Below are 25,167 nucleotides of genomic sequence, written 5' to 3'. Positions count from 1 at the left end.
GGTATCCGCACGGTACCCGTCCGGAGCTCGCCCGGTGCTCCCGCAGTGAGCGCTATCATCGGCCTGGAATATCACCGAGATTCTCGATCGCCGGGAGCGAGCAACGTGTCAGTGCCCTCGCCCGAACCTGTGTCCCTCGGCGACGCCGCCTACCGACAGCTCCGGGCCGACATCGTGTCCTGCCGAATCATCCCCGGCCGGCGCCTCACCGAACGATCGCTCGCCGAGAGCACCGGCTTCGGCATCTCGCCCATCCGCGACGCGCTCACCCGCCTCAGCCACGAGGGGCTCGTCCGGACGCTGCCCCGCAAGGGCTACCAGGTGACCCCGCTGACCCTGAAGTCCGTCGACGATCTGTTCACGCTCTGGCGGATCGTGGGACCCGAGACCGTCCGGCTCGGCGTGCAGGACGCCACCGCCGAACAGCGCCGGCAGATCATCACCGCGTTCTCCACGGCGAAACCCGGCAGCGACGAGGCCGACGAGCAGGCCATGCGGCGGGTCGAGGCGGCCACCGCGGCCTTCGCCTCTCTTGCCGCGGCGACCGACAACGACTACCTCATCAGCGTCCACGACCGGCTGCAGAACGACATCACCCGGGTCCTGGCGCTCATCATGACCGAGGCCGACACCTCGATGCCCGATCCATCGATCAACGGCGAGTTGATCAAGCTCCTCGAACGCCGCGATGGCGATGCCGCCGCCGCACGTGCCCGCGACTACATCGGCGACCTGCACGCGCGCGTCCTGAGAATCCTGACCCGCTGGCCGTCGGTCGTCGCCAGCGAGATCACCTCGATGCGCCACTGACCGGCAGTGAGGCATCAGTGACATCCTGGCAGGTCTGTGTCTCGTTGCAGTCCGGCCCGACATCGCCCCCTGCTCCAACGCCGGCGCACCCGCGATCACCACGCCGGCGAGGGCGAACGTCGCCGTCACAAAGGGGTCGGCGGAACAGAACCTTCGGCACCGGATTCCCGCCTGGGGCCTGCGTCGAGTCTGCGCAAGGGGCCGCGTCGGGATCACGCGGCAGCCCGCTTGCTCAACGAGGTCACGATCCCCTGGTTGGCCGAACTCGTGACCCGTGTGCGAAGAGTCGCGTCTGAATGTGGCCGACCGCGCGCCCCACCGCGTCGGCCACGTCGCGCACCCGAGCCGTCGGCATGCGACTGATCGGTGCCGCGACTCCGACGCTGCCGATCGGCTGCCCGAACAGGTCGAGGATCGGCACGCCCACCCCGGCGACGCCGACGGTGATCTGGTCCTCGATGTGGGCAAAGCCCTGGCGTCGGGTCCGGACGATGAGCTCGTCGAGGGTCTGTTCGGTGATCCCCCAGTCGTTCTCGACCGTTTCCACGACGTCGCTCAGCACGTCGTCGCGTTCCGGTTGCTCGATGGCCGCGAGGATGGCGAGACCGGCGGCGCCCACACCGAGCGGTCGGCGGCTGCCGATGCGCAGGGTGACGACCTGAATGGGCGCCGGGCCGCTCTCGACTTCCAGGCACACCGCTTCGGACCCGCTGCGCAGCATGAGGAAGACGGTGTCGCCCAATTCGGTCGCGAGCGCGATCAGGGCGGGCCGGCTGCGGCCTCGGATGTCGAACTGCTGGGCGGCGGCGACACCGAGCTCGAAGGCGAGCGGTCCGAGTGAGTACATGCCGTCGGGTGAGTCCTGGTGCACCAGATGAGCTTCGCGGAGCTGGCTCAGGACCCGGTGGGCGGACGAGTGGGGCAGGCCGCATCGCTCGGAGATCTGGGTCAGCGCGAGCCCACCGGGCCCGGCGCTCGCGAGAGTCTTCAGTACGACGACTCCTCGTTTGAGCGAGCCCACGGCTCCTGTCTGCGGCATAGTCCGGATAGTGGACTCCCCGTCCCCCCTGAGTCAAGGCCAGCCATGCAAAAGGCCAGGGAACGTGCGCGAGGAGTGAAGAACTTCGGCTTTCCGATAATCGGAAACTGCTCCTGACAGTCGTGCTCCCGGTCTCTTCAATGGGCACAAAGCCGACCGACTGGGGAAGGACCGCACAGTGAAGCTGGGCAGTTTGGTTGAAGGAGGCCGTGACGGCACTCTCGTCGTCCTCGATCGCACACTGACCCGTGCCGTTCCGGCGACCGGGATCGCCTCGACGCTCCAGTCCGCGCTCGAGAACTGGACCGAGGTGGAGGAGCCGCTGCGGAAGCTGAGCGAGGCCCTCGACGCGGACGGCGTCACCGGCGCACTGCGGGTGGCCGACCTGGAGATGGCGAGTCCGCTTCCGCGGAGCCACCAATTCCTCGACGGCGCCGGCTACCTCGGCCACATGCGCAAGGCGCGAGCCGCCCGGGGGGCTGAAATGCCGCCGAACTGGGACACGGACCCGGTGATGTACCAGGGTCCGTCCGATCGTTTCCTCAAGGTGTCGGACGAGATGGTCATCCCCGACGAGGGGGTCGGCCTCGACTACGAGTCCGAGATCGCGGCCCTGCTCGACGACGTCCCGATGGGCACCCCCGTCAAGGAGGCGGCGGCCCACATCAAGCTGCTCGTCCTGCTCAACGACTACACGCTGCGGGCCTTGACGAAGACGGAGCTCCCCAAGGGCTTCGGGTTCCTCCAGGCGAAGCCGACCAGCGGCTTCGCCCTCGCGGCGGTGACACCCGACGAACTCGGTCCCCGATGGGACGGTGAGCGCGTCCAGCTCCGGGTGCGGACCAGTGTCAACGGATCGATGGTCGGCGAGCCCGACTCAGGCATCGGCATGCACTTCACGTACCCGCAGTTCATCGCCCACGCCGCTCGTACGCGAGACCTCGCCGCCGGCACCATCCTCGGCGCGGGGACGATCGCCAACGAGGACGCCGAGAACGGCTTCGGGTGTCTCGCCGAGGTGCGTCACTGGGAGACCGAGACCTACGGCGCCGCACGCACCCCCTGGCTCCGTCACGGCGACGTGCTGGAGATGGAGGCCACCGCCGACGGGCAGTCGGTGTTCGGCACGCTTGAGCACCGCATCGCGGCGACGAGCAAGAAGAACGAGACCAACGAGCCCGCGGACAAGCGGCGATGAGGCGGTTCGACGCGGTCATCGCGGGGATGGGCCCGACCGGGGTCACTCTCGCCAACCTCCTCGCGCGCAGAGGCTGGAACGTCCTGATCGTGGACCCCGCGCACGAGGTCTATCCGCTGCCCCGGGCGATCACCGCCGATCACGAGGTGATGAGAACCTTCCAGGCCATCGGCATCGCCGACGAGGTCGCACACGAGAGCATCCCTCATCCGGGATCGGACTATCTCGGCGTCGACGGCGGTCTCATCAAGACGTTCTATCCGGCCCCGCCTCCGAACCCGCTGGGCTGGGAGCAGAACTTCCTCTTCTACCAGCCGTGGCTCGAAGCCCGGTTGAGGCGGGAGCTGGAGCGCTACGGGAACGTCGAACAACGACTGGGGACCTCGCTCGTCGACGCGGCCGAGAACACGGACTCCGTCGTGGTCGTCCTGGAGCGCGACGGAGAGACGGAACACGTCGAGGCGGAGTTCCTGGTCGGCTGCGACGGCGCGAGGAGCCGGACCCGCTCACTCGTCGAACCCACGATCACCGATCTCGACTTCGACGAGTGGTGGGTGATCGTCGACGCCAACCTGATCGCCGACACCGAGCTTCCGCCCAGGGCCACGCAGTACTGCCAGCCCTCCCGTCCGGGGACCTTCATCATCGGACCGGGCTCGCTCAGGCGCTGGGAGATCAAGGTGCTCCCGTCGGAAGACCCGCAGGACTTCAAAGACCACGCGGTACTGAGAAGGGTCCTGTCCCATTTCGTCGATGTCGACGCTCTCGAGATCGCACGGGTCGCCGTCTACCGGTTCCACGCTCTCGTCGTCGACAGCTGGCGACGCGGACGCATCCTGCTCGCCGGTGACGCGGCTCATCAGATGCCGCCCTTTCTCGGACAGGGCATGTGCGCCGGGATCCGGGACGCGACCGGACTCGCCTGGAAACTCGACGCCGTCGCCAAGCGCGGCTGGCCGGAAGACGTGTTGGACACCTACCAGGCCGAGATGCGTCCGCACGTGGGCGAGGTCGTCGGGCTCGCCAAGGAGTTCGGAAAGATCATCGGCGAGCTCGATCCCGACCGCGCCTCGGCTCGGGACACCCGGCTCCGCGAGGAACGCCGACTGCGTCCGGACCCCACTCGGCAGCAGGTCATACCGCCGCTGTCAGCTGGACTGATCGCGTCGCCGCCGAACGTGGCGGCCGGCGCCCAGTTCCCTCAGCCGTGGGTGAGGGACGCGAGCGGTGACCGGGTCCGCCTCGACGAGGTACTGGGCGACTGGTTCGCCGTCGTGAGCATCGAGAACGACGAGTCCGGGGCCGGCGCGGGCGACGACTCCGGTCCCCTCCTGGAGAGCGTGTGCCGAGCACTCGGGGCCCGACAGGTGGTCGTCAGGAGATCGACCACTCGCGGGAACAGCCGTACGGCGACCAGGAACGGGGACGCGGCGGTGGCGGACGTGGTCGACCTCGACGGCACCCTCGTGGACTGGGCCTCCCGGCTGGGAATCTCGTGGGCGGTCGTCCGGCCGGACCGTTACGTCTACGGCACGGCGACCTCTCACAGCACGGTCCTCGGACTCCTGGAGGAGCTGTGCCTGCGGGGAGAGGTGCTCGCCTCCGAGCCGGTCGCCGAGCGCCACTGAGCGCTCCGCGCACCGCGTCGACACGCGACCGCGCCCGGCCCCCTTGGGCGTCTCCCGATCCCCACTCCCCCGTTCCCGACCCGCTGTGCCGACGAACCGGCCGTGAAAGGAACCGACATGGCTGTCATTCACCCCACCGCCACCGAGGCGCTGCACGATCTGCTGTCCGACGGGATGACCCTGGCCGTAGGCGGGTTCGGCCTGAGCGGCATCCCCGACGACCTGATCGCGGCGGTCCGCGCATCGGGCGTCCGCGATCTCACCGTCATCTCCAACAACATGGGGGTGGACGGGATAGGCCTCGGCGTCCTCATCGAGGGCGGCCAGGTCAGCAAGGTCATCGCCTCGTACGTGGGCGAGAACAAGCTCTTCGCGCAGCAGTACCTCGACGGAGTGCTCGACGTGGAATTCAACCCGCAGGGCACCCTGGCCGAACGGCTCCGGGCGGGCGGAGCCGGGATCCCCGCCTTCTACACCCGCACGGGAGTGGGTACCAAGGTCGCGGAGGGCAAGAAGACCGAGGTCTTCGACGGAGTCGAGTACGTGCTCGAACGCGGCCTGGTCGCCGACCTCGCGCTGGTGCGCGCCCACCGCGCGGACACCACCGGCAACCTCGTCTACCGCTACACCGCCCGCAACTTCAACCCGGTCGTCGCCACGGCCGGCCGGGTCACCGTGGCCGAGGTCGACGAGGTTGTCGACGAGGGCGAGATCCATCCCGACCACGTCGTCACGCCGAGCATCTACGTCCAACGCGTCGTACGGACGTCGAGCCGGTTCAAGCACATCGAGCAGCGCACCACGCGGCAGCGGACCGAGACGTCCGCCTGAGCACGTGGCGCCCATGAAGAAGAGGACGTGAGGAAGCGGACATGAAGAAAAGGAGCTGTCATGGCATGGTCGCGTGACGAGATGGCCGCCATCGCCGCCTCCGAACTGAGAGACGGCGCCTATGTCAACCTCGGCATCGGCATCCCCACCCTGGTCGCCAACCACCTCCCCGACGGTGTGAAGGTCACCCTCCAGAGCGAGAACGGCCTGCTGGGCATGGGCCCGTTCCCCTACGAAGGGGACGAGGACGCCGACCTGATCAACGCGGGCAAGCAGACCGTCACCGTGCTGCCCGGCGGCAGCGTCTTCGACTCGGCCGCCTCCTTCGCGATGATCCGCGGCGGACACGTCGACCTCACGATCCTGGGCGCCATGCAGGTGTCGGGCTCCGGAGACCTCGCCAACTGGAGCATCCCGGGATCCGTCGTCAAGGGCATGGGCGGAGCCATGGATCTGGTCGCCGGGGCTCGCCGCGTGGTCGTCCTGACGACGCACCTCGCCAAGGACGGATCCCCCAAGATCGTCCGCGAGTGCACCCTCCCGCTGACCGGTGTCGGCGTCGTCGATCGTGTCGTCACCGACCTCGCCGTCTTCGACGTCGTCGAGGGTGGCCTGCTGCTGGCCCGGACCGCACGCGGGGTGACGGTCGACGACCTCCGCGATGTCACCGAGGCCGAGTTCACCGTCGGCTCCGCGTACGAGGCGGCTGCCTGATGACTCTCGCCAAGACCTTCGGAACCGACATCGTCATCTCCGGTTGGGGTCACACGCGGTTCGGCGCATTGCGTGACCAGTCGCTCGAGGACCTCGTCGTCGCCGTCGCCCGTGACGCGATCGTCTCCGCGGGCATCGACGCCGGAGACGTCGACGAGATCTGGTTCGGCCAGTTCAACTCGGGCCTCTGGCCCCTCGCTTTCGCCTCTTCCCTCGCCCTCCAGATCTCCGACGACCTGTTCGGCGTACCCGCGACCCGGGTCGAGAACGCCTGCGCCTCCGGCTCGGCCGCCGTCCACGGCGGCGTCAGGTCCCTGCTCGCCGGCACCGCTCGGACCGTCCTGGTGATCGGCGCCGAGAAGATGTCCCACGCCCCGGCGGAGCAGGTCGGCGCCGCCCTGCTCGGGGCCGACTACGAACTCGCCGGCCAGGAGTCCCGTACCGGTTTCGCCGGGCTGTTCGCCAACGTCGCCAAGGCCTACCAGCAGCGCTACGGCGCCCTGGACGACGTTCTGGGGCAGATCGCCGCGAAGAACCACCGCAACGGTCTGGCCAATCCGTGGGCTCACCTCCACAAGGAGCTCACCCCCGAGTTCTGCGCCACGACCTCGCCCAAGAACCCCGTCGTCGCCGGTCCGTTGCGGCGCACCGACTGCTCGCCGGTCTCCGACGGCGCCGCCGCCCTCGTCCTGGCGACCGAGCCGAGCGGCAGCGCGGCCCAGAGCCCGGTGCGGCTCATCGGCTTCGGCCAGGCGAACGACTTCCTGCCCGCCGGCAAACGCGACCCGGTCGAGTTCGCCGGCAGCGCCGCCGCCTGGAACCGCGCGAAAGACATGGCCGGCGTGGAACTCGGTGACCTCGACCTGATCGAGCTGCACGACTGCTTCACGATCGCCGAGCTGGTGATGTACGAGGTGCTCGGGATCGCACCGCGTGGGAAGGGCCGTGCCGCTCTCGACGAGGGCACCGTCTTCCGGGGCGGCAGCCTGCCGGTGAACCTCTCCGGCGGGTTGAAGAGCAAGGGCCACCCGGTCGGCGCCACCGGGGTCTCCCAGCATGTGATGGCCGCGATGCAACTGTCCGGCACCGCCGGTGACATGCAGCTGCCGGGCGCCCGTCGCGCCGCCGTGCACAACATGGGCGGGCTCGCGGTGGCCAACTACGTCAGCGTCCTGGAGTCGACCTGAGGCCGTCCCAGGCCCCCACATCTCATGGAGGCATCATGACCACTGTTGACACATCACTCACCGACATGAGCGGACCGGCGTCCACCCGCGACCTCGCGTATCTCTCGGGTTTCGGCAACCAGCACGTCACCGAAGCCGTCCCAGGGGCCCTTCCGCAGGGCCGCAACAGCCCGCAGAAGGCACCGCTGGGCCTCTACGCCGAGCAGCTGAGCGGCACCGCGTTCACGGCACCGCGCCAGGACAACCTGCGTACCTGGGTCTACCGCATCCGGCCCTCCGCCAAGCACTCCCCGTTCCGCCAGGTCGACGCCGGCGGCCTGACCGCGAGCCCGATCGCGAACGCCGCCCCTTCCCCCAATCGCCTGCGCTGGGATCCCTACGAGTTCCCGGCCGAGCCGAAGACGTTCGTCGAGTCGCTGTTCACCCTCGGCGGCAACGGCGATGTGCGCGCGCAGTCGGGCGTCGCCATCCACATGTACGCCGCGGCCCGGTCGATGGACCGCGAGTACTTCGTCAACAGCGACGGCGAGATGCTCATCGTCCCGCAGCAGGGCGGTCTGCGCGTCGCCACGGAACTCGGCGTCCTCGCCGTCTCCCCCGGCGAGATCCTCGTCCTCCCGCGCGGCCTCCGCTTCAAGGTGGAGCTGCCCGACGGTGTGGCTCGTGGGTACGTCCTGGAGAACTACGGCCAGATCTTCAGGCTGCCCGAGCTCGGCCCGATCGGTGCCAACGGCCTGGCCAACCACCGGGACTTCCGGTACCCGACGGCGGCCTTCGAGGACCGGGACGAGGAGGTGCGGGTCTTCAACAAGTACCTCGGCAACCTGTGGGTCGCCGACTACGACCACTCCCCGCTCGACGTCGTCGGCTGGCACGGCAGCCTCGCGCCCTACAAGTACGACCTGAGCAACTTCATGGTGATCGGCACGATCTCGTTCGACCATCCGGACCCGTCGATCTACACCGTGCTGACCTCGCCCAGCGGTATCCCCGGTACGGCGAACGCCGACTTCGCGATCTTCCCGGACCGCTGGCTCGTCGCCGAGAACACCTTCCGTCCGCCGTGGTTCCACCGCAACGTCATGAGCGAGTTCGTGGGGCTCGTGCACGGCACCTACGACGCGAAGGCCGAAGGCTTCCTCCCGGGCGGCGCCAGCCTGCACAACTGCTTCGCCTCGCACGGCCCCGACCGCGAGACCTACGAGACCGCCAGCACGACGGAGCTCGAGCCACGCAAGATCGACAACGGTCTCACGTTCCTGTTCGAGACCCGACTGCCCGTCATCCCGACCGCCGCGGCCCTCACCCTGCCGACGCTTCAGGAGGACTACGACGGGGTCTGGAACGGCATCGAGCGCCACTTCCAGGGCTGACACCGCCGTACGACACGTCTTCCGGCCCACGTCTGCCTGGCGGGCCGGAAGCCCCTCTGCCCCTCTGGGGCCACCCATTCCACGGAACTCGTCCTCGAAAGTTGGCCCATGACATCCGCATCCGCACAGTACGGCGCCGCCTTCACCGAAGGCGTCGCCCAAGCCGACGGCCACACCATCCGGTACTTCCGCGCCGGCGAGGGCGACACCCTCGTCGTCATCCACAGCGCCGCGGGCTTCCGCTTCTCCCCCATGCTGGACCGGCTCGCCGAGACGTACGACGTCATCCTGTTCGCGCTGCCCGGATGGGGCGACGAGCCCGACGACGGCCGCGATCAGACACTCACCGACCTGGCCGTCACCGTCTACCAGGCGACCCAGGACCTCGGGCTGAAGAGCTTCCACCTGCTCGGAAGCGCGCTCGGCGGCGACATCGCCCTGAACGTCGCCCTCGATCACCCGGAACGGGTGGCCTCACTGGTCCTCGAGGCACCCGGCACCTTCCGCGAAGGTGCCGACACCTCACAGGTGGACGTCACCCCCGAGGAAGCCCTGCGCAAGGTTCGCGTTCACCCCGAGCGGCCACCGGTCTTCGAGCCGGGTCCCCCCGAGTCCCAGGCTCGGATGTTCGCGTTGATCTCCAGGCTCGCGCAGGCGGACCCCGACTACTCGCAGAAGATCGCCGATCGCCTGCCTGAGAGTTCCGTTCGCACGCTGGTGGTGTTCGGCGACAAGGACGGTTTCATACCACCCCAGAACGGACGCACTTTCGTCCGCCTCATGCCCGACTGCAGCTTCGTCCTTCTTCACGACGCGGCGCACGACGTGCAGGGCGACCGCGCCGAGGATCTGGCCGCTTTGGTCGCGGACTTCCTCGCTCGCGGATCGGATTTCCAGCTCCCTTCGGACGCCACCCTCGTCACTCTGTGAGATCTCGCGGGAGCGTGGCGACAGCGTCATGAATCTGGGCGGTTGGTTCGGAACCCCGAACCAACCGCCCAGTTCTGTCACCGATCAAGCCGCCCCTTCATGGACGCGCGCGGTCACTTCCCGGGAAGCGCACCCAGTGTCGTTCCGATCCACTGCAGCTCCGGCGGCGCACCGACGAGCTCATGACCGATGTCCGGCAGCAGGCTGCGGCCGGCCACCGCGTGCTGACACCCGGAGAGGGCGTCGCGGACGACACGCTGAAGCGTTCCGGCGCGCAGTGCGGTGCCTCCCGCCTTGTTGAACGCCCACACGGCGACATCGCGGCAGATGTCGTGCATGTGCACGCTGGCGCCGGCGAGCAGAGTGTTCTGCCGACGGCTGAGGGGCTCCCCACGTGCCACCGTGGCGTCGATCTCGGCGAAGACTTCGGCCCCGAGTGCACGAGCGGAGCGGTACGCCAGTTCGAAGTCCGCGTATTCGGTGCGGAAGACCGGGTTGTCCGCGAGCCGGGTCGCCCCGGGCCTGGGCTCACGGCTCGCGTGGGCGGCGATCTCGTCGAGGAGTCGACGGGTGGTGCCGGACGCCCACGCCTGGCGCCCGAGGTGAACCGCTACCAGCAAGCCGGCTGCGGCGAGCCCGGACGTCCCCGGCGGGGGGAACAGCGAGACGGCGTGGTGATCCGGAACGAAGTAGTCGGTGACGGTGAAGTCGACGGAGCCGGTGCCGCGGAGCCCCATCGTGTCCCAGTTGCCCTGGAGGGTGGCCGCCGAGGCCGGTACGAGAAACATGAGCGGAGGACCGGGGACGGGCTGGTCGCCGTCGAAGACCAGGGAGTTGCAGAACACGTAGTCGGCGTTCGGAAGTCCGCTGCAGTACGAGTAGGACGCGGTGAGCCGGTAGCCGCCCTCGACCCGCACGGCGCGTCCGCTGGGGTAGGCGGTCGCGGAACAGTTCGGCGCCCCGTCGGCCAGGAGTGCTTTCGCGGCGGACTTCTCGAAGAGCGCCGCGAGCAGGCCGACGCCCGCGAAGATTCCCCCTGTCCAGCCGATCGGCCCGTCGATGTAGGCGATGCGTTCGAAGACCACGGCTGAGTCGCCAGCTCCCAAGTCCAGGCCGCCCAGGTCCTTGCTGACATACATCCAGCCCATGCCGATGTCTCGCAGCAACTCCATCGTGCGGTCCGTGAGCATGCCCGCTTCATCGCAGGCCGGGCCTTCGACCTGGAGCTCGGCGGCGGCCGCGTCCAGGGCGGCGAGCAGCCGGTCGCGGCCGGCGGCGGAGTCGGTGCCGGTCACGCCGGGCACATCGGAAATGGTGGTCATGGGAACCTCTATCCGGGAGAACTACGCTGTTCGGTGCGAGGGCCGCGGGAACGGTCGAACGGGCAGGCCGTCAACCTCGGCGGGTCCTCGGTGGAGCCATCAGAGATGGCGTTGTTTGTTTCGCAGATGTCCTTCGATGCGCTCTGGACCACGTGCCCGGCGGGCGTCCTGGCCGGAGAATCCCCGGCCAGGCACGAGACCCGCCAGGCCACCTTGGGTACGGAGGACCAAGGCCTGTCAGGGAAGCAGCACCAGCCGCCCCCGCACCCCGCCCTCCGCGAACCGGGCGTGCGCCTTCGCCGCTTCCTCCAGGGCGTAGGTCCCGGCCACGCGAGGGGTCAGCGCCCCCTCGTCCGCAAGCCGGACCAGCTCGGCCAGGCTCGCCCCGTCGGCGTTCACCTCGATGGCACTGGTCCGTACGCCGCGCTCGGCCGCCGGCAGCAGGGGCGGCAGGAGGCCGACATAGGCTCCACCGTCCCGCACCCATGCGAGGGCCCGCTCACCGAGGACCGCCGCGTCGAGGACCGCGTCGAAGCTCTTCGGCTCTCCGCTCGTGGCATGCGCCGCCCCCAGCGACCGTACGAACTCCGCGTCGCCTTCCCGCGCCAGCCCCGTCACCACGATCCCGCGGCGGACGGCGAGCTGCACGGCGTACGCGCCGACCGCACCCGCGGCACCGGTCACCAGGAGCGACTGTCCCTCCGTCAGCTCCAGGAGCTCCAGGGCCTGGAGCGCGGTCAGCGTGTTCAGCGGCAGGGTCGCGGCGTGGGTCGAGTCCAGGGTCTTGGGCGCCCCGGCGACGGAGTCCGCGGGCACGACGACGTATTCGGCGTGCGTGCCCAGCCGCTTGATCAGGCCGAAGAAGAGTGCCACGACCTTGTCGCCGACGTTCCAGTCGCTTCCCTCGCCGACCGCGTCGATGGTCCCGGCGACGTCCCAGCCGAGTCCTATCCGCTGTCCCGCTCCCCCGTAGGCCCCGGACCGCGCCGCGACGTCACACGGGTTCAGCGCGGCTGCCGCCACCTTGATCCGCACCTCTCCCGCCGACGGCTCGGGCACCTCGGTGTCCACGATCTCCACGACTTCGGGTCCGCCGAAGCTGTTCACTACTGCAGCACGCATGGTGTATCTCCCCATTGATTGATCATTTGTCCGAACGAAGGTCGGCGGTGTCCGCCGGGTGCTGCCAGGCCCGGAGTGCGGGCATGACGTGTGCGGCGAACAGGTCCATGGAGTGGTGGACCGTGGCCGTGTCCATGAACACCTGGCGGAAGGAAAGGGCGAGGTTCGTGTTACGCGCCGACCCGACCCGCTTGAGCAGTGACTCCGCGACCTGGTCGGGCGTGCCGACGTGGTACGGGATCGGTGAGTGGGCGGCCCAGTCGCGCAGTCGGTCGGGTGCGGGGACGTCGAGTGTGCCGCCGGTGAATTCGAGCCCGACCCATTCGTGGCCGGCGAGGAAGGTGAGCCAGTGGTGGACTCCGCGGGCGGCCTCGGCCCACGCCCGGTCCTCGTCCTCGGCGACGTGCACCATGGACAGGAGCCCTGATCCGTGGTCGGCGGGGTCGTACCCATGGGCGCGCAGCTCGCTGTCGAACAGGTCCATGAGCTGCGGACCGAACATGGAAGCGCCGGCGACGTTCAGTCCGCGGCGCGCGACACGCTTCACTCCGACGGGACCGCTGGCGGCGACCCAGACCGGCAGCCTCTCCTGCAGCGGCTTGGTGGTCATCCGCACGTCGGGGAAGGTGAAGTACTTGCCCTCATGGCTGAACTCGTCCTCGGTGAAACACTTGAGGATGACGTCCAGCCCCTCGTAGAGGCGGCCGAAGCGTTCGGCGGCGTCGACGTCGTAGGAGCGGAACTCCTCGTAGAACGACCCGGCGCCCACGGTGAGTTCGCATCTGCCCCCGGAGAGGATGTCGAGCACCGCGGCGTCCTCGGCCACCCGGAGCGGGTGGTGGTAGGGCAGTACGGTCACGTAGGTACCGATGCGGATCGTGCTGGTCCGTTGGGCGACCGCGGCCAGCACCGGGAACAGTCCGGGCGTCGCCTGGTCCCAGGCGAAGTGGTGTTCGCCGGCCCAGGCGTGGGTGAATCCGAGCCTCTCGGCGTGGACGACGTCGTCGATGTGGTCCTGGTAGACCTGCCGCAGGCTGCGCTGCTCCTCGGGGTGACGGCGGATGTTGAACAGGAAACCAACGTCCATGGCGGTTCTCCTTCCGGTGCGCGCTCCTCCGTCACGTGTGCGGGTGCTGGTGTGCGTAGTGCTGCCGCAGCAGGTCCTTGCCGTAGTCGCCGCCGTTGGGGGTGCGCACGATGGTGTGCACGTGGTACGGCTCCGGCTCGTCGTTGTCGAGGAAGATGCCGGCGTGGTTGTCGTACTCGATGAGCACGACCGGACTGTGCACCCGGTAGTAGAAGGGCGCGCCGGGTTCCCACGTCCCGATCCACCCCAGGTGGGTGTCGTCGAGGAAGCGCTCGATCTGGTTCCGGCGGTGCGCACGAGGCTGTGGGGGCAGCGCCTCCAGATAGGGGTCCGTGAGCGACAACAGCAGCTCTCGCTGACCCGGCGTCAGCCGGTCGCCCGCCAGCCCCACGTACGGGAGCACGCGGTTGTCCCGGCCCGCTGCCGTGCGGTGGCGGCCGTCGACGATGCCGGACAGTTCGGGGGGAAGGTCCGCGGACAGCATCGAGCCGTACAGCAGGGCCCGGTCGCGCTGTGGCGCGCTCAGGGACTCCATGAACTCCCGGGCCCGCTCGCGTTGGTCGGCGAACACGGCCTCACCGCCGAACTCCACGCCGAGGAAGGTGGGTGTGAGCACCAACTGGCCGCCGATGAAGAGCGCGTGCAGATCGATGTGGTGCCCCGCCAGTTGCCAGCCCCACGGCTGTTCGAGCGACGGCTCGCCGAACAGGGTGAACCGGTAGCAGTACTCGGTGAGTGTGTCCGGGTACCTGCCGACCAGTTCCCCCAGTTCGGCGTTGAGACGCATCGCCTGACGCAGCAGCTCGTAACCTTCGGGGCTGATGGTGGCTTCGATCACCGACAGCGCCGACTCACGCACTGGCCCGGGCAACTCCTGCAACAGCAGGCCGTGTTCGGGGAACGTCAGAAACGCGTTGGACCACAGCCGCCATTCGGTGGCGTCGACCGGCAGCACGCCGAGCGCCTGTTGCGCTGCCGTGAGCCGGCCCAGATAACCCAGCGCCTCGCGCACCGCCCGCTCGGTCGGGGCACCCTCGTCGGCCAGGGTGAAGAGGTCGGTCAGGGGCTGCCCGTCGGTCGTGATCCCCACGAAGGGCTCAGCGGCGGTCTCCGCCACCGGCGGCAGCTCCGCGTCCCCGACGAGCTTCATGATGGCGGCCACACCGGCGTCGTCGGAGAAGTCCACCGCGCCCCGCTTCAATGCCAGTTGCTCCGGGCGCGGTCGGTAACCACCATGCAGATCGGTCATGACCGCCCCGCTCCGATCTGCTCGAAGACGGACTGCGGGCCGGTGGCGTCGTCGCCATTGGCGCTGAAGTCCACACCGCTGTCCCAGGGCTTCACCGGCTCGGGCGCGGGTGAGAGGACCGCCAGGTGCTTCTCTGTCACCGTGCCCGCGTTGTACTGCCGGTGCGGCACGCCGGCGGGCAGCACCACCAGCGTGCGGGGGCCCACGACATGCTTCTCCAGTGCGACCTCGACGGTCAGTTCCCCCTCCAGCACCAGGTAGTACTGGTCGAAGGCGTGGATGTGGGTGCCCGGACCCGCCCCACCCGGGGCGACCTCCATGTAGTTGACGACGGAGTGCCGCGCGCCGGTCGCGGGGCCGGCCAGAGCGACCATCTTGAGACCCGGCATCGGCTCGTCCAGGGTGTCGGGATCGACGCGCTGGGTGTACCCGGGGTGGTCGGTGCGGTGGGAGGCCGGTACGTCGTCGGGAGAGTCCACCATGTACGCCAGCTGGGCCATCGGCCCGGGAGCGGGGATCAGCATCTCGAAGTGGGTCTCGGCGCCCGGCCCGTCGTTCCAGTTGCGGTGTGCCAGCCCCGCGGGGATGAACACGAGGGTGCCGGCGTCGATGTGCTGGACCTCGTGCCCCAGCTGGACGTTCATGGTTCCCTCGACCAGGTAGTACAGCTGATCGACGTGGTGGTAGTGCAGGCCGGGGCCACAACCGCCCTCCTCGATGCGGCTGTTGATCAGGATCGTGCTCTCCAGATGGGAGAGGAACTGGGCGCGGTAGCCGGGGAATCCCGTGTCGATGGCCTGGTCCGGGTCGAAGGGGCGGACGTACTGCATGCGGGTCCGCGGTGTGATGGGCGACATCGGCCTACTCCTCCGTCTTGGTGTTCTCGTGGTGTGCGCGGCTCATCGGGAGAAGGCGGCCACGACGTCTTCGGTGGTGACGATCTCGCCCAGCAGCGTGAAGGTGTCCAGGGCGGCCTGGTGCGCCTCGTCGTTGGTCGTCGAGCACGCGTCGGAGACGATGAGGGTGCGGTAGCCGTGGTTGACCGCCTCGCGGGCGGTGCCCTGGACGGCGTGGTCGGTGGCGACGCCGGAGAAGACGACGGTGTCGATGCCCCTGCCGCGCAGGATCCCGTCGAGGTCGGTGCCGTGGAAGCCGGTGAGGCGGGTATGGGTGATGACCACCTCCCCGATCTCGGGCGTGAGCTCCTCGATGAGTTCGGCGCCACGTGTTCCCTCGACGAGGGCCTTGCGCTCCTCCACCAGGGCCAGCAGAGGGCTGTTGACGATCAGATCGGTGTAGCCGGGGCGGAAGGCCGTCCGGACGTGGATCACGGCGGCACCTGCGGCTCGGGCCGCCTTCCTGAGCCGCGCGTTCTTGGCGATCAGGCCGTGCCGCTCGACGCCCTCGGCGAAGAACGGTCCGAAGACACCCTCGGGTTTCACGATGTCGTACTGCCAGTGGATGTTGATGAGAGCGGTACGGGCGGGATCGAACTCGGTCATGGTGTTCTCCAAACAGGCGGCGCGGGCGGGCATCCGGCGGACCACTACTGAACCGTGCCTCTGATCGGAGCATGGAACATCTCAAGCGTCAATAGAAATGTTTATTTTCAAGACAGACATGTCTATGTTACGTTCGGCTTGGCTTCCCAAGGGCGTCGCCGGACGGTTCGCGCATGGCCGCGGTCCAGGTGGTCCGGTCGGCGAGAGCCGATCCGAGGAGGTTGTACAGCGTGGTGATGACCCCCGACGCCATCCCCGATGGAATTCGTCGCCCGTCACCGGGCCGACCTCGGCCTGAGTCAGCCGGGCATCGCCCGCGCCGCCGAACGCGTCCGGTGGTGATGCCCGACCCGCAGGTGCGCTGCTGAGTGATCCGTCGTACAACCAGCCCTACCTGGGAGCTGTTCGCCGCTGAGGTGCTGCCTGCCGTGCGCACTCTCTGCGACGACGTGGCCCCCGCCTGACCGAAAAGGACTGCAACGATGGCATGGACATCATCACCGGCCTCCGAGAGCCGCTCTTCCGGGAGCGAAGCACCCCTGGAAGCCGCCCGTTTCCGCGACGTCCTCTCCGCGGTGCCCACCAGCGTTGTGGTGGTGACCGCCTTGGACCGCGGCGAGCCGGTCGGGCTGGCCGTCGGCACCTTCCTCTCGGTGTCGCTGGATCCACCCCTGGTCGGCTTTCTGCCCGCGGCGACGTCGAGCAGCTTCCGACGTATACGACAGGCCGGCGCCTTCTGCGCGAACGTGCTGACCGTGAACCAGCAACACGTTTCCCAGGCGTTCGCCACGAGTGGCGCCGACAAGTTCGCCGGCCTGTCCTGGCGTCCGGCACCGGCCACCGGCTCCCCGGTGCTGGAGGGAGTGGCGGCGTGGATCGACTGCCGGATCACGACGCTGCACGAGGCCGGGGACCACTTCATCGTTCTCGGTGAGGTCGCCGACCTCGACGCGGTACCGGGAGAGAGACCGCTGGTGTTCCACCGTCGCCGTTACATGGGCGCCGCCTGACCGCCCGTGGCTTGAACGCCGTGAACCTCACCGGGCGTTCGGCCCGTCGCTCGCGGCGGCCGGCGCGTCATGGCTCACAGGGCAAGGAGAACCGCAGATGTTCGTCCGTATCGCCGATGCCCCCGACCGGCCGGTCTCGCTGGTGGACTCCGACGGCTTCGGCCGGTTGCACGTCGATGTCGTCGGCCTCGATGCGACGCGGTCGCGCGCCGCGGTCGAGGACGGGCTCGGGCGGACATTGACGCGGATCACATCCGCGCGCATTGCAAGAGCGCCTGATCAGGCCGCGACTCGGCGTGACTCGTCCCGCTCGCTTCCGGCCAGGAATCCATGAGGAGAAGCACCGATGAAACTGCTCACGTACCGCATCGGCGACAAGGTGTCGTTCGGCGTCCTGGCGGCCGGCGGCGTCATCGACGGCGCCGAGGCACTCGGCGGAGAGGCCACCTCGATCCGGGAGCTCCTGGAACGCGATCTCACGGGCCGCCTCAGGCAACTCAGCGCCGGCCGCGAGGCCACCCACTCGCTGGCCGAGATCGAGTACCTTCCGCCGGTCCCGGACCCGGCGAAGATCCTGTGTGTGGGCGTCAACTACGTCGACCACCGGGAGGAGACCGGGCACGTCGACAAGCCCGAACACCCGACCATCTTCAGCCGGTTCGCCGACACCCAGGTCGGTCACGAACAGCCCGTCGTGCATCCGCCGAACACCAGGCAGCTGGACTACGAAGGAGAGGTCGCGATCGTCATCGGCCGTCATGTGTCGGTGATCGAGACGGACGCCGACGCACGGGCGGCGATCGCGGGTCTGTCCTGCTACAACGACCTGAGCGTCCGGGACTGGCAGCTGCACAACAGCCAGTGGCTGCCCGGCAAGAACTTCCGCGGCGTCGGTTCCTTCGGTCCGTGGCTGGTCACGCTGGACGAGTTCGACGACCTCGGATCGGTACGGCTGACCACACGGGTCAACGGCGAGCTGCGGCAGGACGCCACACTGGACCGACTCGTCTTCGATTTCACGGCCATTCTGGGGTACGTCACGGGGTTCACCACCCTGGCCCCCGGCGACGTGATCGCCACCGGGACACCCGGCGGTATCGGACTGACCGCGAAGCCGCCGCGCCTCCTCGTCCCCGGCGACGTGACCGAGATCGAGGTATCGGGCGTCGGGGTTCTCCGGAACGACGTCGTGGCGGCGCCGGAGGACCGGCGGTGAACGGGCGTCCCTGGCTGGACACGTATCCCGGTGATCTCCCGAGACAGATCGCCCCCGAGTCCGAGTCGATGCTCGAACTGTTCGCGACCACGGTCTCCGAGTTCCCCGACAGAACCGCGATCGCCTATTTCGACGGTGCCCTGTCCTTCCGAGACCTCGACCAGCGCTCGGACGCGCTGGCGGTCGCCCTGACGGAGGGCGGCTTCGCCGCCGGCGACCGGCTCGCGCTCTACACCCAGAACAACCCGGCGTTCGCGGTCGGCCTCCTCGCGGCCTGGAAGGCCGGTGGCATCGCGGTTCTCGTCAACCCCATGAACAAGGCGCGCGAACTGTCCCACCTGCTCAGGGACTCGGGCGCGACGGCCCTGCTGAGCCTGGACGATCTGTACGTGTCGGTTGCCCGTGAGGTGCTCGAAGGCGGGCAGACCGAGGTGCGGCAGGTCTTCGTGGCCTCCGTACGCGACGACCAGGAGCGCGACGACGAACGCGTCATCCCCGTCACGGAGCAACCCGTGGTCTCCGGGGCCCTACGGCTGACGGACGTGTACTCCCGATACGGTGACCGCGCGCCGGCACCGGTCAGCGCGAACGCCGAAGATACGGCGGTCCTGACCTACACCTCCGGCACCACCGGCGTGCCGAAGGCGGCGATCAACACCCATGGCGGCCTGGCGTTCAACAGCCACACCTACCGCGAGTGGATGAAACTGAACCAGGACGACGTCCTTCTCGGTGTCGCTCCGCTGTTTCACATCACCGGGCTCGTCGCGCACGTCTGCGTCTGTCTGGTGATCGGCTCCAAGCTCGTGCTCGCTCACCGTTTCGAGGGCAGCGTCATCCTGGACGCGATCCGCGAGCACCGGCCGACGTTCACCGTCGGCGCCATCACAGTCTTCAACCATCTCTCCGGGCTTCCCGGGGCGACCAGGGACGACTTCGCGTCTCTGCGGGCGGTCTACTCCGGCGGCGCCCCGATCGCGCCTCGGCTGCGCGACAAGATCCTGGCCCGCACCGGAATGAACATCCACAACATCTACGGGATGACCGAGACCACCTCGCCGACACACGCCGTACCGCTGGGTCTGGACGCACCCGTCGACCCCGAGACGGGCGCCCTGTCGGTCGGCCTCCCCGTCTTCAACACGTCCGTGCGTGTCATCGACGACAACGGAACGCCACTGCTGCCGGGCGAGACCGGCGAGCTCGTCGTCTCCGGTCCGCAGGTCACTCCCGGCTACTGGAACAAGCCGGCAGAGACCGCGGAGAAGATCGTCGACGGCGAGCTGCACACCGGCGACATAGGCATGATGGACGAAGACGGTTGGTTCTACCTGGTCGGACGGAAGAGCGACATGATCATCGCTTCCGGCTACAAGGTGTGGCCCCGGGAGGTGGAGGACGTCCTCCTCGGCCACCCCGCCGTCCGCGAGGCCGCGGTGATCGGCGTCGCCCACGAGTACCGGGGGCAGACGGTCAAGGCGTTCGTGTCCCTCCAGCCCGGCCGGGCGACCACTCCGGACGCCCTCGTCATGTTCTGCAAGCAGCGGATGGCGGCGTACAAGTACCCCCGGGCCATCGAGATCGTCGACGAACTGCCCAGGAACCCGGCCGGCAAGATCCTGCGCCGCGAACTGCGGTGAGGATCGAGAAGCGACGCGCAAGGTGAACCACACGAACCACAAGCAGTCCCCGTCCCAGGAGAGAACTCGCGATGAACCTGTCGTTCGACTTCACCGGCCAGACCGTGATCGTGACCGGCGGTGCCCGAGGTATCGGTCTCGAACTCGGCCGATTCTTCGCGGGCTCCGGTGCCGACGTCTTCCTCATCGACTACGACCGCGAAGAAGTCCGCAAGGCCGCGGCCGAGGTCGGAGCACGAGCCGTCCCCGGTGACGTCAGCAGCACCGAGGACATCGAGCAGGCCGTCGAACAGGTCATCGCCGAGACCGGCCGGATCGACGTCATCGTCAACAACGCCGGAATCCTGCGCGACAAGGTCCTGTGGAAGCTCACGGACGACGACTGGGAGAGCGTCCTGGCCATCCATGCCGGCGGCACCTTCCGGCTGACCCGCGCCTGCGTTCCGCACTTCCGCACCCGGGGTTACGGCCGCGTCGTCAACGTCACCTCGTACACGGGTCTGCACGGCAACACCGGTCAGGCGAACTACGCCACCGCCAAGGCGGGCATCATCGGGTTCACCAGGACCGCGGCCAAGGAACTGGCCCGGTTCGGAGTCACCGTCAACGCCATCTCGCCCAACGCCGAGACCCGGATGGTCGCTTCCATCCCGGAGGACAAGAAGGCCGAACTGGCCTCTGGCATCCCGCTGGGCAGGTTCGGCGACGCCTCCGAGATGTGCGCCGCGGTGGGCTTCCTCGCCTCCCACGAAGCGGGATACGTCACCGGCGTGGTGCTGCCTGTCGACGGCGGGATCTCGATCTGATCAGGAGGCACGTTCGATGTGCAGGGGAACCGACCGGATGGACTGTGCACCCTGAAGAATCCGGTTGACCTCCGCCCCGCCGACGTGGATCACTTTGAGGACCGCCTCCCGGGCACGTTTCTCATCACGGGCCGCAGCGGCTTCCAAAAAGACGTTGCGCCAGCGGACGTAAGCGGAGTCCAGGAAATTATCCTGCAGCAGTCCGAAATTGAGAACCCGCTCCACATGTGTCGCCAAAGGAAGCGCCATTTCCGTCATCATCGGATTTCCGCAGATGTGGGCGAGGTAACGGATCGGGGCCGCTTTCAAGTCAGGCATGGTTTCGGACGGGGGCCGGCCCGGCGCCCACGCCGTCACCAATTGCCCCAGCGTGGCGATCTGCTCATCGGTGGCATTGCGGACGACCAACGTCACCAGCCCCGGGGCGGTCAACTCGAAGGCTTCGAGGATGTCGTGGACGCTCTGCAGCGTAACCGGAGCCACCTGCCAGCCCTTGCGCTTCACCGGGCGGGCAAACCCGGCCGCCTCCAGGCGCTGCAGCGCCTGCATCGTCGGCGTCCGGCCCAGGCCGAGCGACTCCGAGAGCTCGGACGCCTTGATCCATGCACCCGGTACCAGTTCGCAGCTCACCACGGCCTCGAGGAGCGTCTCATAGGCCTTGTCACTCATCGGCCGCGCCTTGCCCTGGCTTCCGTTCCCCTCCGTCATGGTCCTATTGTAAACGAGGATCGACGCCTACCAAACGGACCCTGCAGCCTCCTTTTTTTCGGCACCGCAATCAGTTCCAAATCCTCGACTTATTTCCACCGGCCGCACTTAATCCAACTGCGCTTCTCCAGGTGGCATTCCCGTCACTTCCGGCATATCGGCGGTAGGCCGCCTGCCGGTCAGGGCCCGGCCGACGACCAGAGTGTGGATCTCGCTCGTGCCCTCGTAAGTGAGCACCGACTCCAGGTTGTTGGCGTGGCGCAGCGGCGAGTACTCCAGAGGGATGCCGTTGGCGCCGAGGACGGCGCCGCTTCGCACACACCCGCCACCGGGGAGGCATGACCTGGCGGATGCGTGGCTGCGCGCCCGGGCCGTGGGTCAGGTCGTGGCAGCGGGACCGGGCGGAAGGTGGACCGTCATGATCAGGTGGCAGGTCTCGGTGCCGGAGCCGCGATAGGTGTGAGCGGTGTCGCCGTCGAACGTGGCGGTCTGTCCGGCTTCCACGGTGTGTTCGGTGCCGCCGACGACCAAGATCATCTGGCCGGAGATGACACTGACGGTTTCCACGACGCCGGCCTGGTGGGGGTGGCTGGGATATTCCTCGTCCGGTTCCAGGTGCCAGCGCCAGACCTCGACAGGAGCCGGGCCCGAGGTCGTCAGCATGAGCCGGGCCTCGCTGCCTCGGTCGCCGGTCCACAGCGGTGCCACGGCGTCGGCGGCCACGACACGGACGCGGCCTTCGGGCGGTCCCTGCATCAGGTCGGACACCGAGATGCCGAGGGTGTCGGCCAGCCGGACCAGGGTGGCCAGGTTGGGATTCCCCTGGGCTTTCTCGAGTCCCACCAGGGCACCCTTGCTGACCTGAGCGCGCCGGCTGAGTTCCTCAAGGGACAGACCCGCCCTGGTGCGGGCCGCCCGGACGTTGTGCGCGACCGTCCGCAGGGCTGCGGCTGTCTCCACCATCTGATCTCCATCCTCGCCATCGACCACTGCAATGCACCGTGCGGTCGTTCAATTGACACGGACCGGTCGTTGCATTGTACTCTTCGGTCGTTCAGATGACAGTAAGGGATGTGCTGTGATCGCTCTGCCGCTGGCCCTGGGCAGCTCACTCGCCTATGGATGCGCCGACTTTCTCGGCGGCCTCGGCGCCCGAAAGGCGCGGTCGAACTGTTGCCGTGGCCGGTGCTCGGCGCCTCGTTCAGCGCCGACGCCCCTGGCTGGGGTGCCGCGTCCGGGGTCGCCTCCGCCGCCGCGTTCACCCTGCTCTACCGCACGCCGGCGATCGGTCCGATGAACGTGCTGTCGCCCGTGACCGCGCGACGACGGCGAGGTCGCCGCTGGGGGCGGCGAGCGTCCGCGTCTGGAGGTCACCGACGTCCTGGCCGAGTTCAAGTACGACGACCACAAGCCCGTCGAGTACCGCACCGCTGTCGCCGACCGTCTCACCGTACGCGGCCAGGGTCTCGACGTGCCCACCGCACGGCAGCAGCGCCGCCGGGACCGCATCGGTCCCTGGAAGGCCTGACCCCGCCTCGACCGCCCACACCCGGACCTAGGAAACGGAAACCCCGCTCATGCCCGCCTTCCGCATCGCCCCCGCCGTCGCGGATGCCTTCCCCGACACGCTCATCGCTCTGGTCACCGCCACCGGCCTGCGCGGCCGTGAACCCTGGCCGCACACCACAGCCGCTCTGGAGGACCTGGAGCAGCAGCTCGCCGAGGGCACCTGGCAGCCTGCCGACGAGACCGACCCCCGGATCGAGGCGTGGCACACCGCCTACCGCTCCTTCGGCACCAACCCCCGCCGCATCCGCCCCAGCGTCGACGCGCTCGGCCGCCGCCTGGCCAAGAAGGGCAGCCTGCCGCGCATCAACCCGGCCGTCGACTCCTACAACGCCGTCTCCGTCCGTCACGGCCTGCCCGCCGGCGCCTTCGACCTCGACCACGTCACCGGCGACGTCGACATCCGGTACGCGGACGGCACCGAGTCCTTCACCCCGCTCGGCGAACCCGGCACTGTCGAGCAGCCCAAACCAGGCGAGATCATCTACGCAGACGCCGGCATTGTCCTGACCCGTCACTGGAACCACCGCGACGCCCACCAGACCCGCGTCACCGAGGACTCCACCCACGTCGCCCTCGTCCTCGAAACCCTCCATGCCACCCGCGACGGCGGCCTCCTCAAGGCCGCGGCGGAAGAACTGCAAGGCCTGCTCGCCCCGCACACCACACAGACCGCCGTCCACTACCTCAGCCCGGCCGGACCTCAGGCCACCTGGGGATCACCCGTGATCTAGATGACGCGGATGGAAGAGACCCGGCCGCGGGCTCCCATGGCGACGGGGAGTCCGCGGCCGGGCGGGTCAGCCGGTCTCCAGCGTGGATAGACGTCGACGGAGTGGAGCCAGGATCATCCTGGCTCCACTCCGTGGTGCGGGTGGGTCACTGGAACTGTGCGAAGAACCTCCAGATCTCTGCCTTGGTCCAGGTGGTGACGCCGCTCTCGCCGGAGGAGCCGTCGACCGGACCGGGTATGTGGCCTCCGTCGAACGCGGCCCACTGGACCGGGTATCCGGCACGGCAGCCCGAGTAGGTGGTGGTGATGTGCGTTCGGCTGCCCGGCGCGGGCTCGCGCGGGCTCTGGGCGGCGCAGCCGTTGTTGCTGACGAATTTGTCGCGCAGGGACCGTCCTTGCCCGATGTTGAGGACGTTGTCGCTGATGCCGTGGATTCCGAAGTAGGCGATGGGCTGGGTGCCGCCGCTGCACCCGCTGATCTGGGCGCCGGATATGACCGCGACCGCCCTGAAGACGTTCGCCCGGCTGCATGCGAGCGCGTAGCTCATACCGCCGCCCCAGCTGAATCCCGTGGCGAAACGCTGTGCCGGGTTGACACAGAGGCCGCCCTCGATGCGCCGGATCATGTCGTCGACGAAGGTGACGTCCTCACCGCCCGCATTGGCCCAGCCGTTGCCGAGGCCCTGGGGGGCGACCAGGATGGCGCTGTTGTTCGACTGTTCTTGCTGGCCGTAGTAGGACCATGCGTTCCCGCTCGTGCCGCCCGAGGCGACGTCGCCGGCGGTTCCGCCCCGCCAGTGGAACGCGAAGATCAGCCGGTAGCGGTGGCTGTTGTCGTAGTTGGCGGGAACCCTGAGGATGAAGCTGCGGCTCTTGCCACCGCTCTGAATCGTGTGCGTACCGCTCGTCAGAGTCGGCGCGCTGCCGCATCCGCCACCGCCACCGCCACCGGTCGACAGCTTGATCATCTGCCATTGCTGGTTGGCGCCGCCCCAGTCGGCGTACTGGACGACGTTGCCTCCGTCGGCGGTGGAGGCGCCCTGCACCTCCACCGCCTTGCCGCTGGTGCGGTTGATCAGCCGGACGTGGCCCGCGTCGGAGTCGGCCAGGCGGAACTGCTGGTTGGCCCCGTTGTGGTCGGCCCACTGCTGGATCGCGGCACCGTCCGCGGAAGACGCGCCGGCCACGTCGAGGACCTTGCTCGAATGCCGGGCCTTGAGGCGGTAGAAGCCGTCGCCGGAGGCCACGAACTGCCACTGCTGGTTGGCTCCGTCGCTGCGCGTCCACTGGCTGACCCGCGCGCCGTCGGCGGTGGAGGAGCCAGAGACGTCCAGCGCCTTGCCGCTGTTGCGGTTGACCAGGACGTACCAGGCATTGGTGTCCACCGTCGCCGCCTCGGCGGGCGCCGGACGCACCACGGCGAGCACGCCGATCGCGAGGGTCGCCGCCACCAGGGCGGCGACCCGGGACCACCATCGATGTCTTGGTGGAGGGAC

24 protein-coding genes and 2 pseudogenes are annotated in these 25,167 nt (G+C 68.7%); 15 read left to right on the top strand and 11 right to left on the bottom strand.

Annotated features, from left to right (window positions below; genetic code table 11):
* Positions 1 to 105 precede the first annotated feature (105 nt).
* On the top strand, positions 106 to 810 hold the full coding sequence (locus ALMP_RS29020; RefSeq protein WP_264933595.1) for a GntR family transcriptional regulator: 705 nt from the start codon (positions 106 to 108) through the stop codon (positions 808 to 810).
* A gap of 241 nt (positions 811 to 1,051) precedes the next feature.
* Here ALMP_RS29020 and ALMP_RS29015 read toward each other — a convergent pair whose 3' ends face one another.
* The gene (locus ALMP_RS29015) at positions 1,052 to 1,831 is read right to left on the bottom strand and encodes an IclR family transcriptional regulator (RefSeq protein ID WP_264933594.1); all 780 of its coding nucleotides are present in this window, start codon (positions 1,829 to 1,831) and stop codon (positions 1,052 to 1,054) included.
* A 196-nt stretch (positions 1,832 to 2,027) separates the two neighbouring features.
* Between ALMP_RS29015 and ALMP_RS29010 the strand changes: the two genes are divergently transcribed.
* The 7 genes from ALMP_RS29010 to ALMP_RS28980 all read left to right on the top strand — a co-directional run bounded on the left by ALMP_RS29010 (position 2,028) and on the right by ALMP_RS28980 (position 9,710).
* Positions 2,028 to 3,047: a fumarylacetoacetate hydrolase family protein gene (locus ALMP_RS29010; protein ID WP_264933593.1), complete on the top strand. Its 1,020-nt coding sequence runs from the start codon at positions 2,028 to 2,030 to the stop codon at positions 3,045 to 3,047.
* Positions 3,044 to 4,675 carry a bifunctional 3-(3-hydroxy-phenyl)propionate/3-hydroxycinnamic acid hydroxylase gene (locus ALMP_RS29005; RefSeq protein WP_264933592.1) on the top strand — a complete coding sequence of 544 codons (1,632 nt, stop codon included), beginning with the start codon at positions 3,044 to 3,046 and terminating at the stop codon, positions 4,673 to 4,675. Before ALMP_RS29010 ends, ALMP_RS29005 begins: the two co-directional genes overlap by 4 nt.
* A gap of 117 nt (positions 4,676 to 4,792) precedes the next feature.
* Positions 4,793 to 5,506: a CoA transferase subunit A gene (locus tag ALMP_RS29000; protein WP_264933590.1), complete on the top strand. Its 714-nt coding sequence runs from the start codon at positions 4,793 to 4,795 to the stop codon at positions 5,504 to 5,506.
* Between the two features lie 60 nt (positions 5,507 to 5,566).
* Positions 5,567 to 6,220: a CoA transferase subunit B gene (locus tag ALMP_RS28995; RefSeq protein WP_264933588.1), complete on the top strand. Its 654-nt coding sequence runs from the start codon at positions 5,567 to 5,569 to the stop codon at positions 6,218 to 6,220.
* Entirely contained in the window at positions 6,220 to 7,407 is a 1,188-nt protein-coding gene (locus ALMP_RS28990) for an acetyl-CoA acetyltransferase (protein ID WP_264933586.1), read from the top strand. The genes ALMP_RS28995 and ALMP_RS28990 overlap by 1 nt, the downstream gene beginning before the upstream one ends.
* A gap of 35 nt (positions 7,408 to 7,442) precedes the next feature.
* Positions 7,443 to 8,780, top strand: a complete 1,338-nt coding sequence (gene hmgA / locus ALMP_RS28985) for a homogentisate 1,2-dioxygenase (protein ID WP_264933584.1) — start codon at positions 7,443 to 7,445, stop codon at positions 8,778 to 8,780.
* Between the two features lie 108 nt (positions 8,781 to 8,888).
* The gene (locus ALMP_RS28980) at positions 8,889 to 9,710 is read left to right on the top strand and encodes an alpha/beta fold hydrolase (protein ID WP_264933582.1); all 822 of its coding nucleotides are present in this window, start codon (positions 8,889 to 8,891) and stop codon (positions 9,708 to 9,710) included.
* A 113-nt stretch (positions 9,711 to 9,823) separates the two neighbouring features.
* Here ALMP_RS28980 and ALMP_RS28975 read toward each other — a convergent pair whose 3' ends face one another.
* The 6 genes from ALMP_RS28975 to ALMP_RS28950 form a co-directional block, all read right to left on the bottom strand.
* Complete coding sequence (locus ALMP_RS28975; protein ID WP_264933580.1) at positions 9,824 to 11,032, bottom strand: acyl-CoA dehydrogenase family protein; 1,209 nt, start codon at positions 11,030 to 11,032, stop codon at positions 9,824 to 9,826.
* Between the two features lie 237 nt (positions 11,033 to 11,269).
* Positions 11,270 to 12,154 carry an NADP-dependent oxidoreductase gene (locus ALMP_RS28970; RefSeq protein WP_264933578.1) on the bottom strand — a complete coding sequence of 295 codons (885 nt, stop codon included), beginning with the start codon at positions 12,152 to 12,154 and terminating at the stop codon, positions 11,270 to 11,272.
* Positions 12,155 to 12,176: 22 nt separating this feature from the next.
* Positions 12,177 to 13,241, bottom strand: a complete 1,065-nt coding sequence (locus tag ALMP_RS28965; RefSeq protein ID WP_264933576.1) for an LLM class flavin-dependent oxidoreductase — start codon at positions 13,239 to 13,241, stop codon at positions 12,177 to 12,179.
* 31 nt (positions 13,242 to 13,272) lie between these two features.
* Positions 13,273 to 14,490, bottom strand: a complete 1,218-nt coding sequence (locus ALMP_RS28960) for a DUF3500 domain-containing protein (protein ID WP_264933574.1) — start codon at positions 14,488 to 14,490, stop codon at positions 13,273 to 13,275.
* Positions 14,487 to 15,347 (bottom strand): cupin domain-containing protein, encoded by an 861-nt coding sequence (locus ALMP_RS28955; RefSeq protein ID WP_264933572.1) that lies wholly within the window; start codon positions 15,345 to 15,347, stop codon positions 14,487 to 14,489. Before ALMP_RS28955 ends, ALMP_RS28960 begins: the two co-directional genes overlap by 4 nt.
* Before the next feature lie 42 nt (positions 15,348 to 15,389).
* Positions 15,390 to 15,992 carry a cysteine hydrolase gene (locus tag ALMP_RS28950; protein ID WP_264933571.1) on the bottom strand — a complete coding sequence of 201 codons (603 nt, stop codon included), beginning with the start codon at positions 15,990 to 15,992 and terminating at the stop codon, positions 15,390 to 15,392.
* Positions 15,993 to 16,474: 482 nt separating this feature from the next.
* Here ALMP_RS28950 and ALMP_RS28945 point away from each other — a divergent pair, with 482 nt between their 5' ends.
* From ALMP_RS28945 to ALMP_RS28925, 5 genes are all read left to right on the top strand, one after another.
* Positions 16,475 to 17,002 carry a flavin reductase family protein gene (locus tag ALMP_RS28945; protein WP_264933569.1) on the top strand — a complete coding sequence of 176 codons (528 nt, stop codon included), beginning with the start codon at positions 16,475 to 16,477 and terminating at the stop codon, positions 17,000 to 17,002.
* A gap of 97 nt (positions 17,003 to 17,099) precedes the next feature.
* Positions 17,100 to 17,336, top strand: a complete 237-nt coding sequence (locus tag ALMP_RS28940) for a hypothetical protein (RefSeq protein WP_264933567.1) — start codon at positions 17,100 to 17,102, stop codon at positions 17,334 to 17,336.
* Positions 17,337 to 17,348: 12 nt separating this feature from the next.
* A complete protein-coding gene (locus ALMP_RS28935; protein WP_264933565.1) occupies positions 17,349 to 18,218 on the top strand; it encodes a fumarylacetoacetate hydrolase family protein in 870 nt (289 codons plus the stop codon).
* Complete coding sequence (locus tag ALMP_RS28930; protein ID WP_264933563.1) at positions 18,215 to 19,858, top strand: class I adenylate-forming enzyme family protein; 1,644 nt, start codon at positions 18,215 to 18,217, stop codon at positions 19,856 to 19,858. The genes ALMP_RS28935 and ALMP_RS28930 overlap by 4 nt, the downstream gene beginning before the upstream one ends.
* A gap of 71 nt (positions 19,859 to 19,929) precedes the next feature.
* Positions 19,930 to 20,664 carry an SDR family NAD(P)-dependent oxidoreductase gene (locus ALMP_RS28925; RefSeq protein ID WP_264933561.1) on the top strand — a complete coding sequence of 245 codons (735 nt, stop codon included), beginning with the start codon at positions 19,930 to 19,932 and terminating at the stop codon, positions 20,662 to 20,664.
* Here ALMP_RS28925 and ALMP_RS28920 read toward each other — a convergent pair whose 3' ends face one another.
* From ALMP_RS28920 to ALMP_RS28910, 3 genes and pseudogenes are all read right to left on the bottom strand, one after another.
* The gene (locus ALMP_RS28920; RefSeq protein WP_264933560.1) at positions 20,665 to 21,372 is read right to left on the bottom strand and encodes a GntR family transcriptional regulator; all 708 of its coding nucleotides are present in this window, start codon (positions 21,370 to 21,372) and stop codon (positions 20,665 to 20,667) included.
* 108 nt (positions 21,373 to 21,480) lie between these two features.
* Positions 21,481 to 21,675, bottom strand: a pseudogene (locus tag ALMP_RS28915) (hypothetical protein); the annotation flags it as partial.
* Positions 21,676 to 21,750: 75 nt separating this feature from the next.
* Positions 21,751 to 22,335, bottom strand: a complete 585-nt coding sequence (locus tag ALMP_RS28910; RefSeq protein WP_264933558.1) for a helix-turn-helix domain-containing protein — start codon at positions 22,333 to 22,335, stop codon at positions 21,751 to 21,753.
* Positions 22,336 to 22,450: 115 nt separating this feature from the next.
* On the opposite strand from ALMP_RS28910, the pseudogene ALMP_RS44200 reads away from it, so the two are divergent.
* A pseudogene (locus ALMP_RS44200) lies at positions 22,451 to 22,692 on the top strand (EamA family transporter); the annotation flags it as partial.
* 257 nt (positions 22,693 to 22,949) lie between these two features.
* Complete coding sequence (locus ALMP_RS28905; RefSeq protein ID WP_264933556.1) at positions 22,950 to 23,672, top strand: B3/4 domain-containing protein; 723 nt, start codon at positions 22,950 to 22,952, stop codon at positions 23,670 to 23,672.
* A 145-nt stretch (positions 23,673 to 23,817) separates the two neighbouring features.
* On the opposite strand, the gene ALMP_RS28900 is transcribed toward ALMP_RS28905, so the two are convergent.
* The gene (locus tag ALMP_RS28900; RefSeq protein ID WP_264934003.1) at positions 23,818 to 25,125 is read right to left on the bottom strand and encodes an RICIN domain-containing protein; all 1,308 of its coding nucleotides are present in this window, start codon (positions 25,123 to 25,125) and stop codon (positions 23,818 to 23,820) included.
* Positions 25,126 to 25,167: the final 42 nt, after the last annotated feature.

The sequence above is a fragment of the Streptomyces sp. A012304 genome, from assembly GCF_026008495.1.
Lineage (GTDB): Bacteria > Actinomycetota > Actinomycetes > Streptomycetales > Streptomycetaceae > Streptomyces.
The sequence above is the reverse complement of the archived record's forward strand: the minus strand, read 5'-3'. Positions and strand labels throughout refer to the sequence as shown.

What these genes read in the sequence shown, in the direction of transcription:
- ALMP_RS29005 (WP_264933592.1), top strand. Translation starts at nt 3,044, where the DNA reads ATGAGGCGGTTCGACGCGGTCATCGCGGGGATGGGCCCGACCGGGGTC.
- ALMP_RS29000 (WP_264933590.1), top strand. Translation starts at nt 4,793, where the DNA reads ATGGCTGTCATTCACCCCACCGCCACCGAGGCGCTGCACGATCTGCTG.
- ALMP_RS28995 (WP_264933588.1), top strand. Translation starts at nt 5,567, where the DNA reads ATGGCATGGTCGCGTGACGAGATGGCCGCCATCGCCGCCTCCGAACTG.
- ALMP_RS28990 (WP_264933586.1), top strand. Translation starts at nt 6,220, where the DNA reads ATGACTCTCGCCAAGACCTTCGGAACCGACATCGTCATCTCCGGTTGG.
- hmgA (WP_264933584.1), top strand. Translation starts at nt 7,443, where the DNA reads ATGACCACTGTTGACACATCACTCACCGACATGAGCGGACCGGCGTCC.
- ALMP_RS28980 (WP_264933582.1), top strand. Translation starts at nt 8,889, where the DNA reads ATGACATCCGCATCCGCACAGTACGGCGCCGCCTTCACCGAAGGCGTC.
- ALMP_RS28975 (WP_264933580.1), bottom strand. Translation starts at nt 11,032, where the DNA reads ATGACCACCATTTCCGATGTGCCCGGCGTGACCGGCACCGACTCCGCC.
- ALMP_RS28970 (WP_264933578.1), bottom strand. Translation starts at nt 12,154, where the DNA reads ATGCGTGCTGCAGTAGTGAACAGCTTCGGCGGACCCGAAGTCGTGGAG.
- ALMP_RS28965 (WP_264933576.1), bottom strand. Translation starts at nt 13,241, where the DNA reads ATGGACGTTGGTTTCCTGTTCAACATCCGCCGTCACCCCGAGGAGCAG.
- ALMP_RS28960 (WP_264933574.1), bottom strand. Translation starts at nt 14,490, where the DNA reads ATGACCGATCTGCATGGTGGTTACCGACCGCGCCCGGAGCAACTGGCA.
- ALMP_RS28955 (WP_264933572.1), bottom strand. Translation starts at nt 15,347, where the DNA reads ATGTCGCCCATCACACCGCGGACCCGCATGCAGTACGTCCGCCCCTTC.
- ALMP_RS28950 (WP_264933571.1), bottom strand. Translation starts at nt 15,992, where the DNA reads ATGACCGAGTTCGATCCCGCCCGTACCGCTCTCATCAACATCCACTGG.
- ALMP_RS28945 (WP_264933569.1), top strand. Translation starts at nt 16,475, where the DNA reads ATGGCATGGACATCATCACCGGCCTCCGAGAGCCGCTCTTCCGGGAGC.
- ALMP_RS28940 (WP_264933567.1), top strand. Translation starts at nt 17,100, where the DNA reads ATGTTCGTCCGTATCGCCGATGCCCCCGACCGGCCGGTCTCGCTGGTG.
- ALMP_RS28935 (WP_264933565.1), top strand. Translation starts at nt 17,349, where the DNA reads ATGAAACTGCTCACGTACCGCATCGGCGACAAGGTGTCGTTCGGCGTC.
- ALMP_RS28925 (WP_264933561.1), top strand. Translation starts at nt 19,930, where the DNA reads ATGAACCTGTCGTTCGACTTCACCGGCCAGACCGTGATCGTGACCGGC.
- ALMP_RS28920 (WP_264933560.1), bottom strand. Translation starts at nt 21,372, where the DNA reads ATGACGGAGGGGAACGGAAGCCAGGGCAAGGCGCGGCCGATGAGTGAC.
- ALMP_RS28910 (WP_264933558.1), bottom strand. Translation starts at nt 22,335, where the DNA reads ATGGTGGAGACAGCCGCAGCCCTGCGGACGGTCGCGCACAACGTCCGG.
- ALMP_RS28905 (WP_264933556.1), top strand. Translation starts at nt 22,950, where the DNA reads ATGCCCGCCTTCCGCATCGCCCCCGCCGTCGCGGATGCCTTCCCCGAC.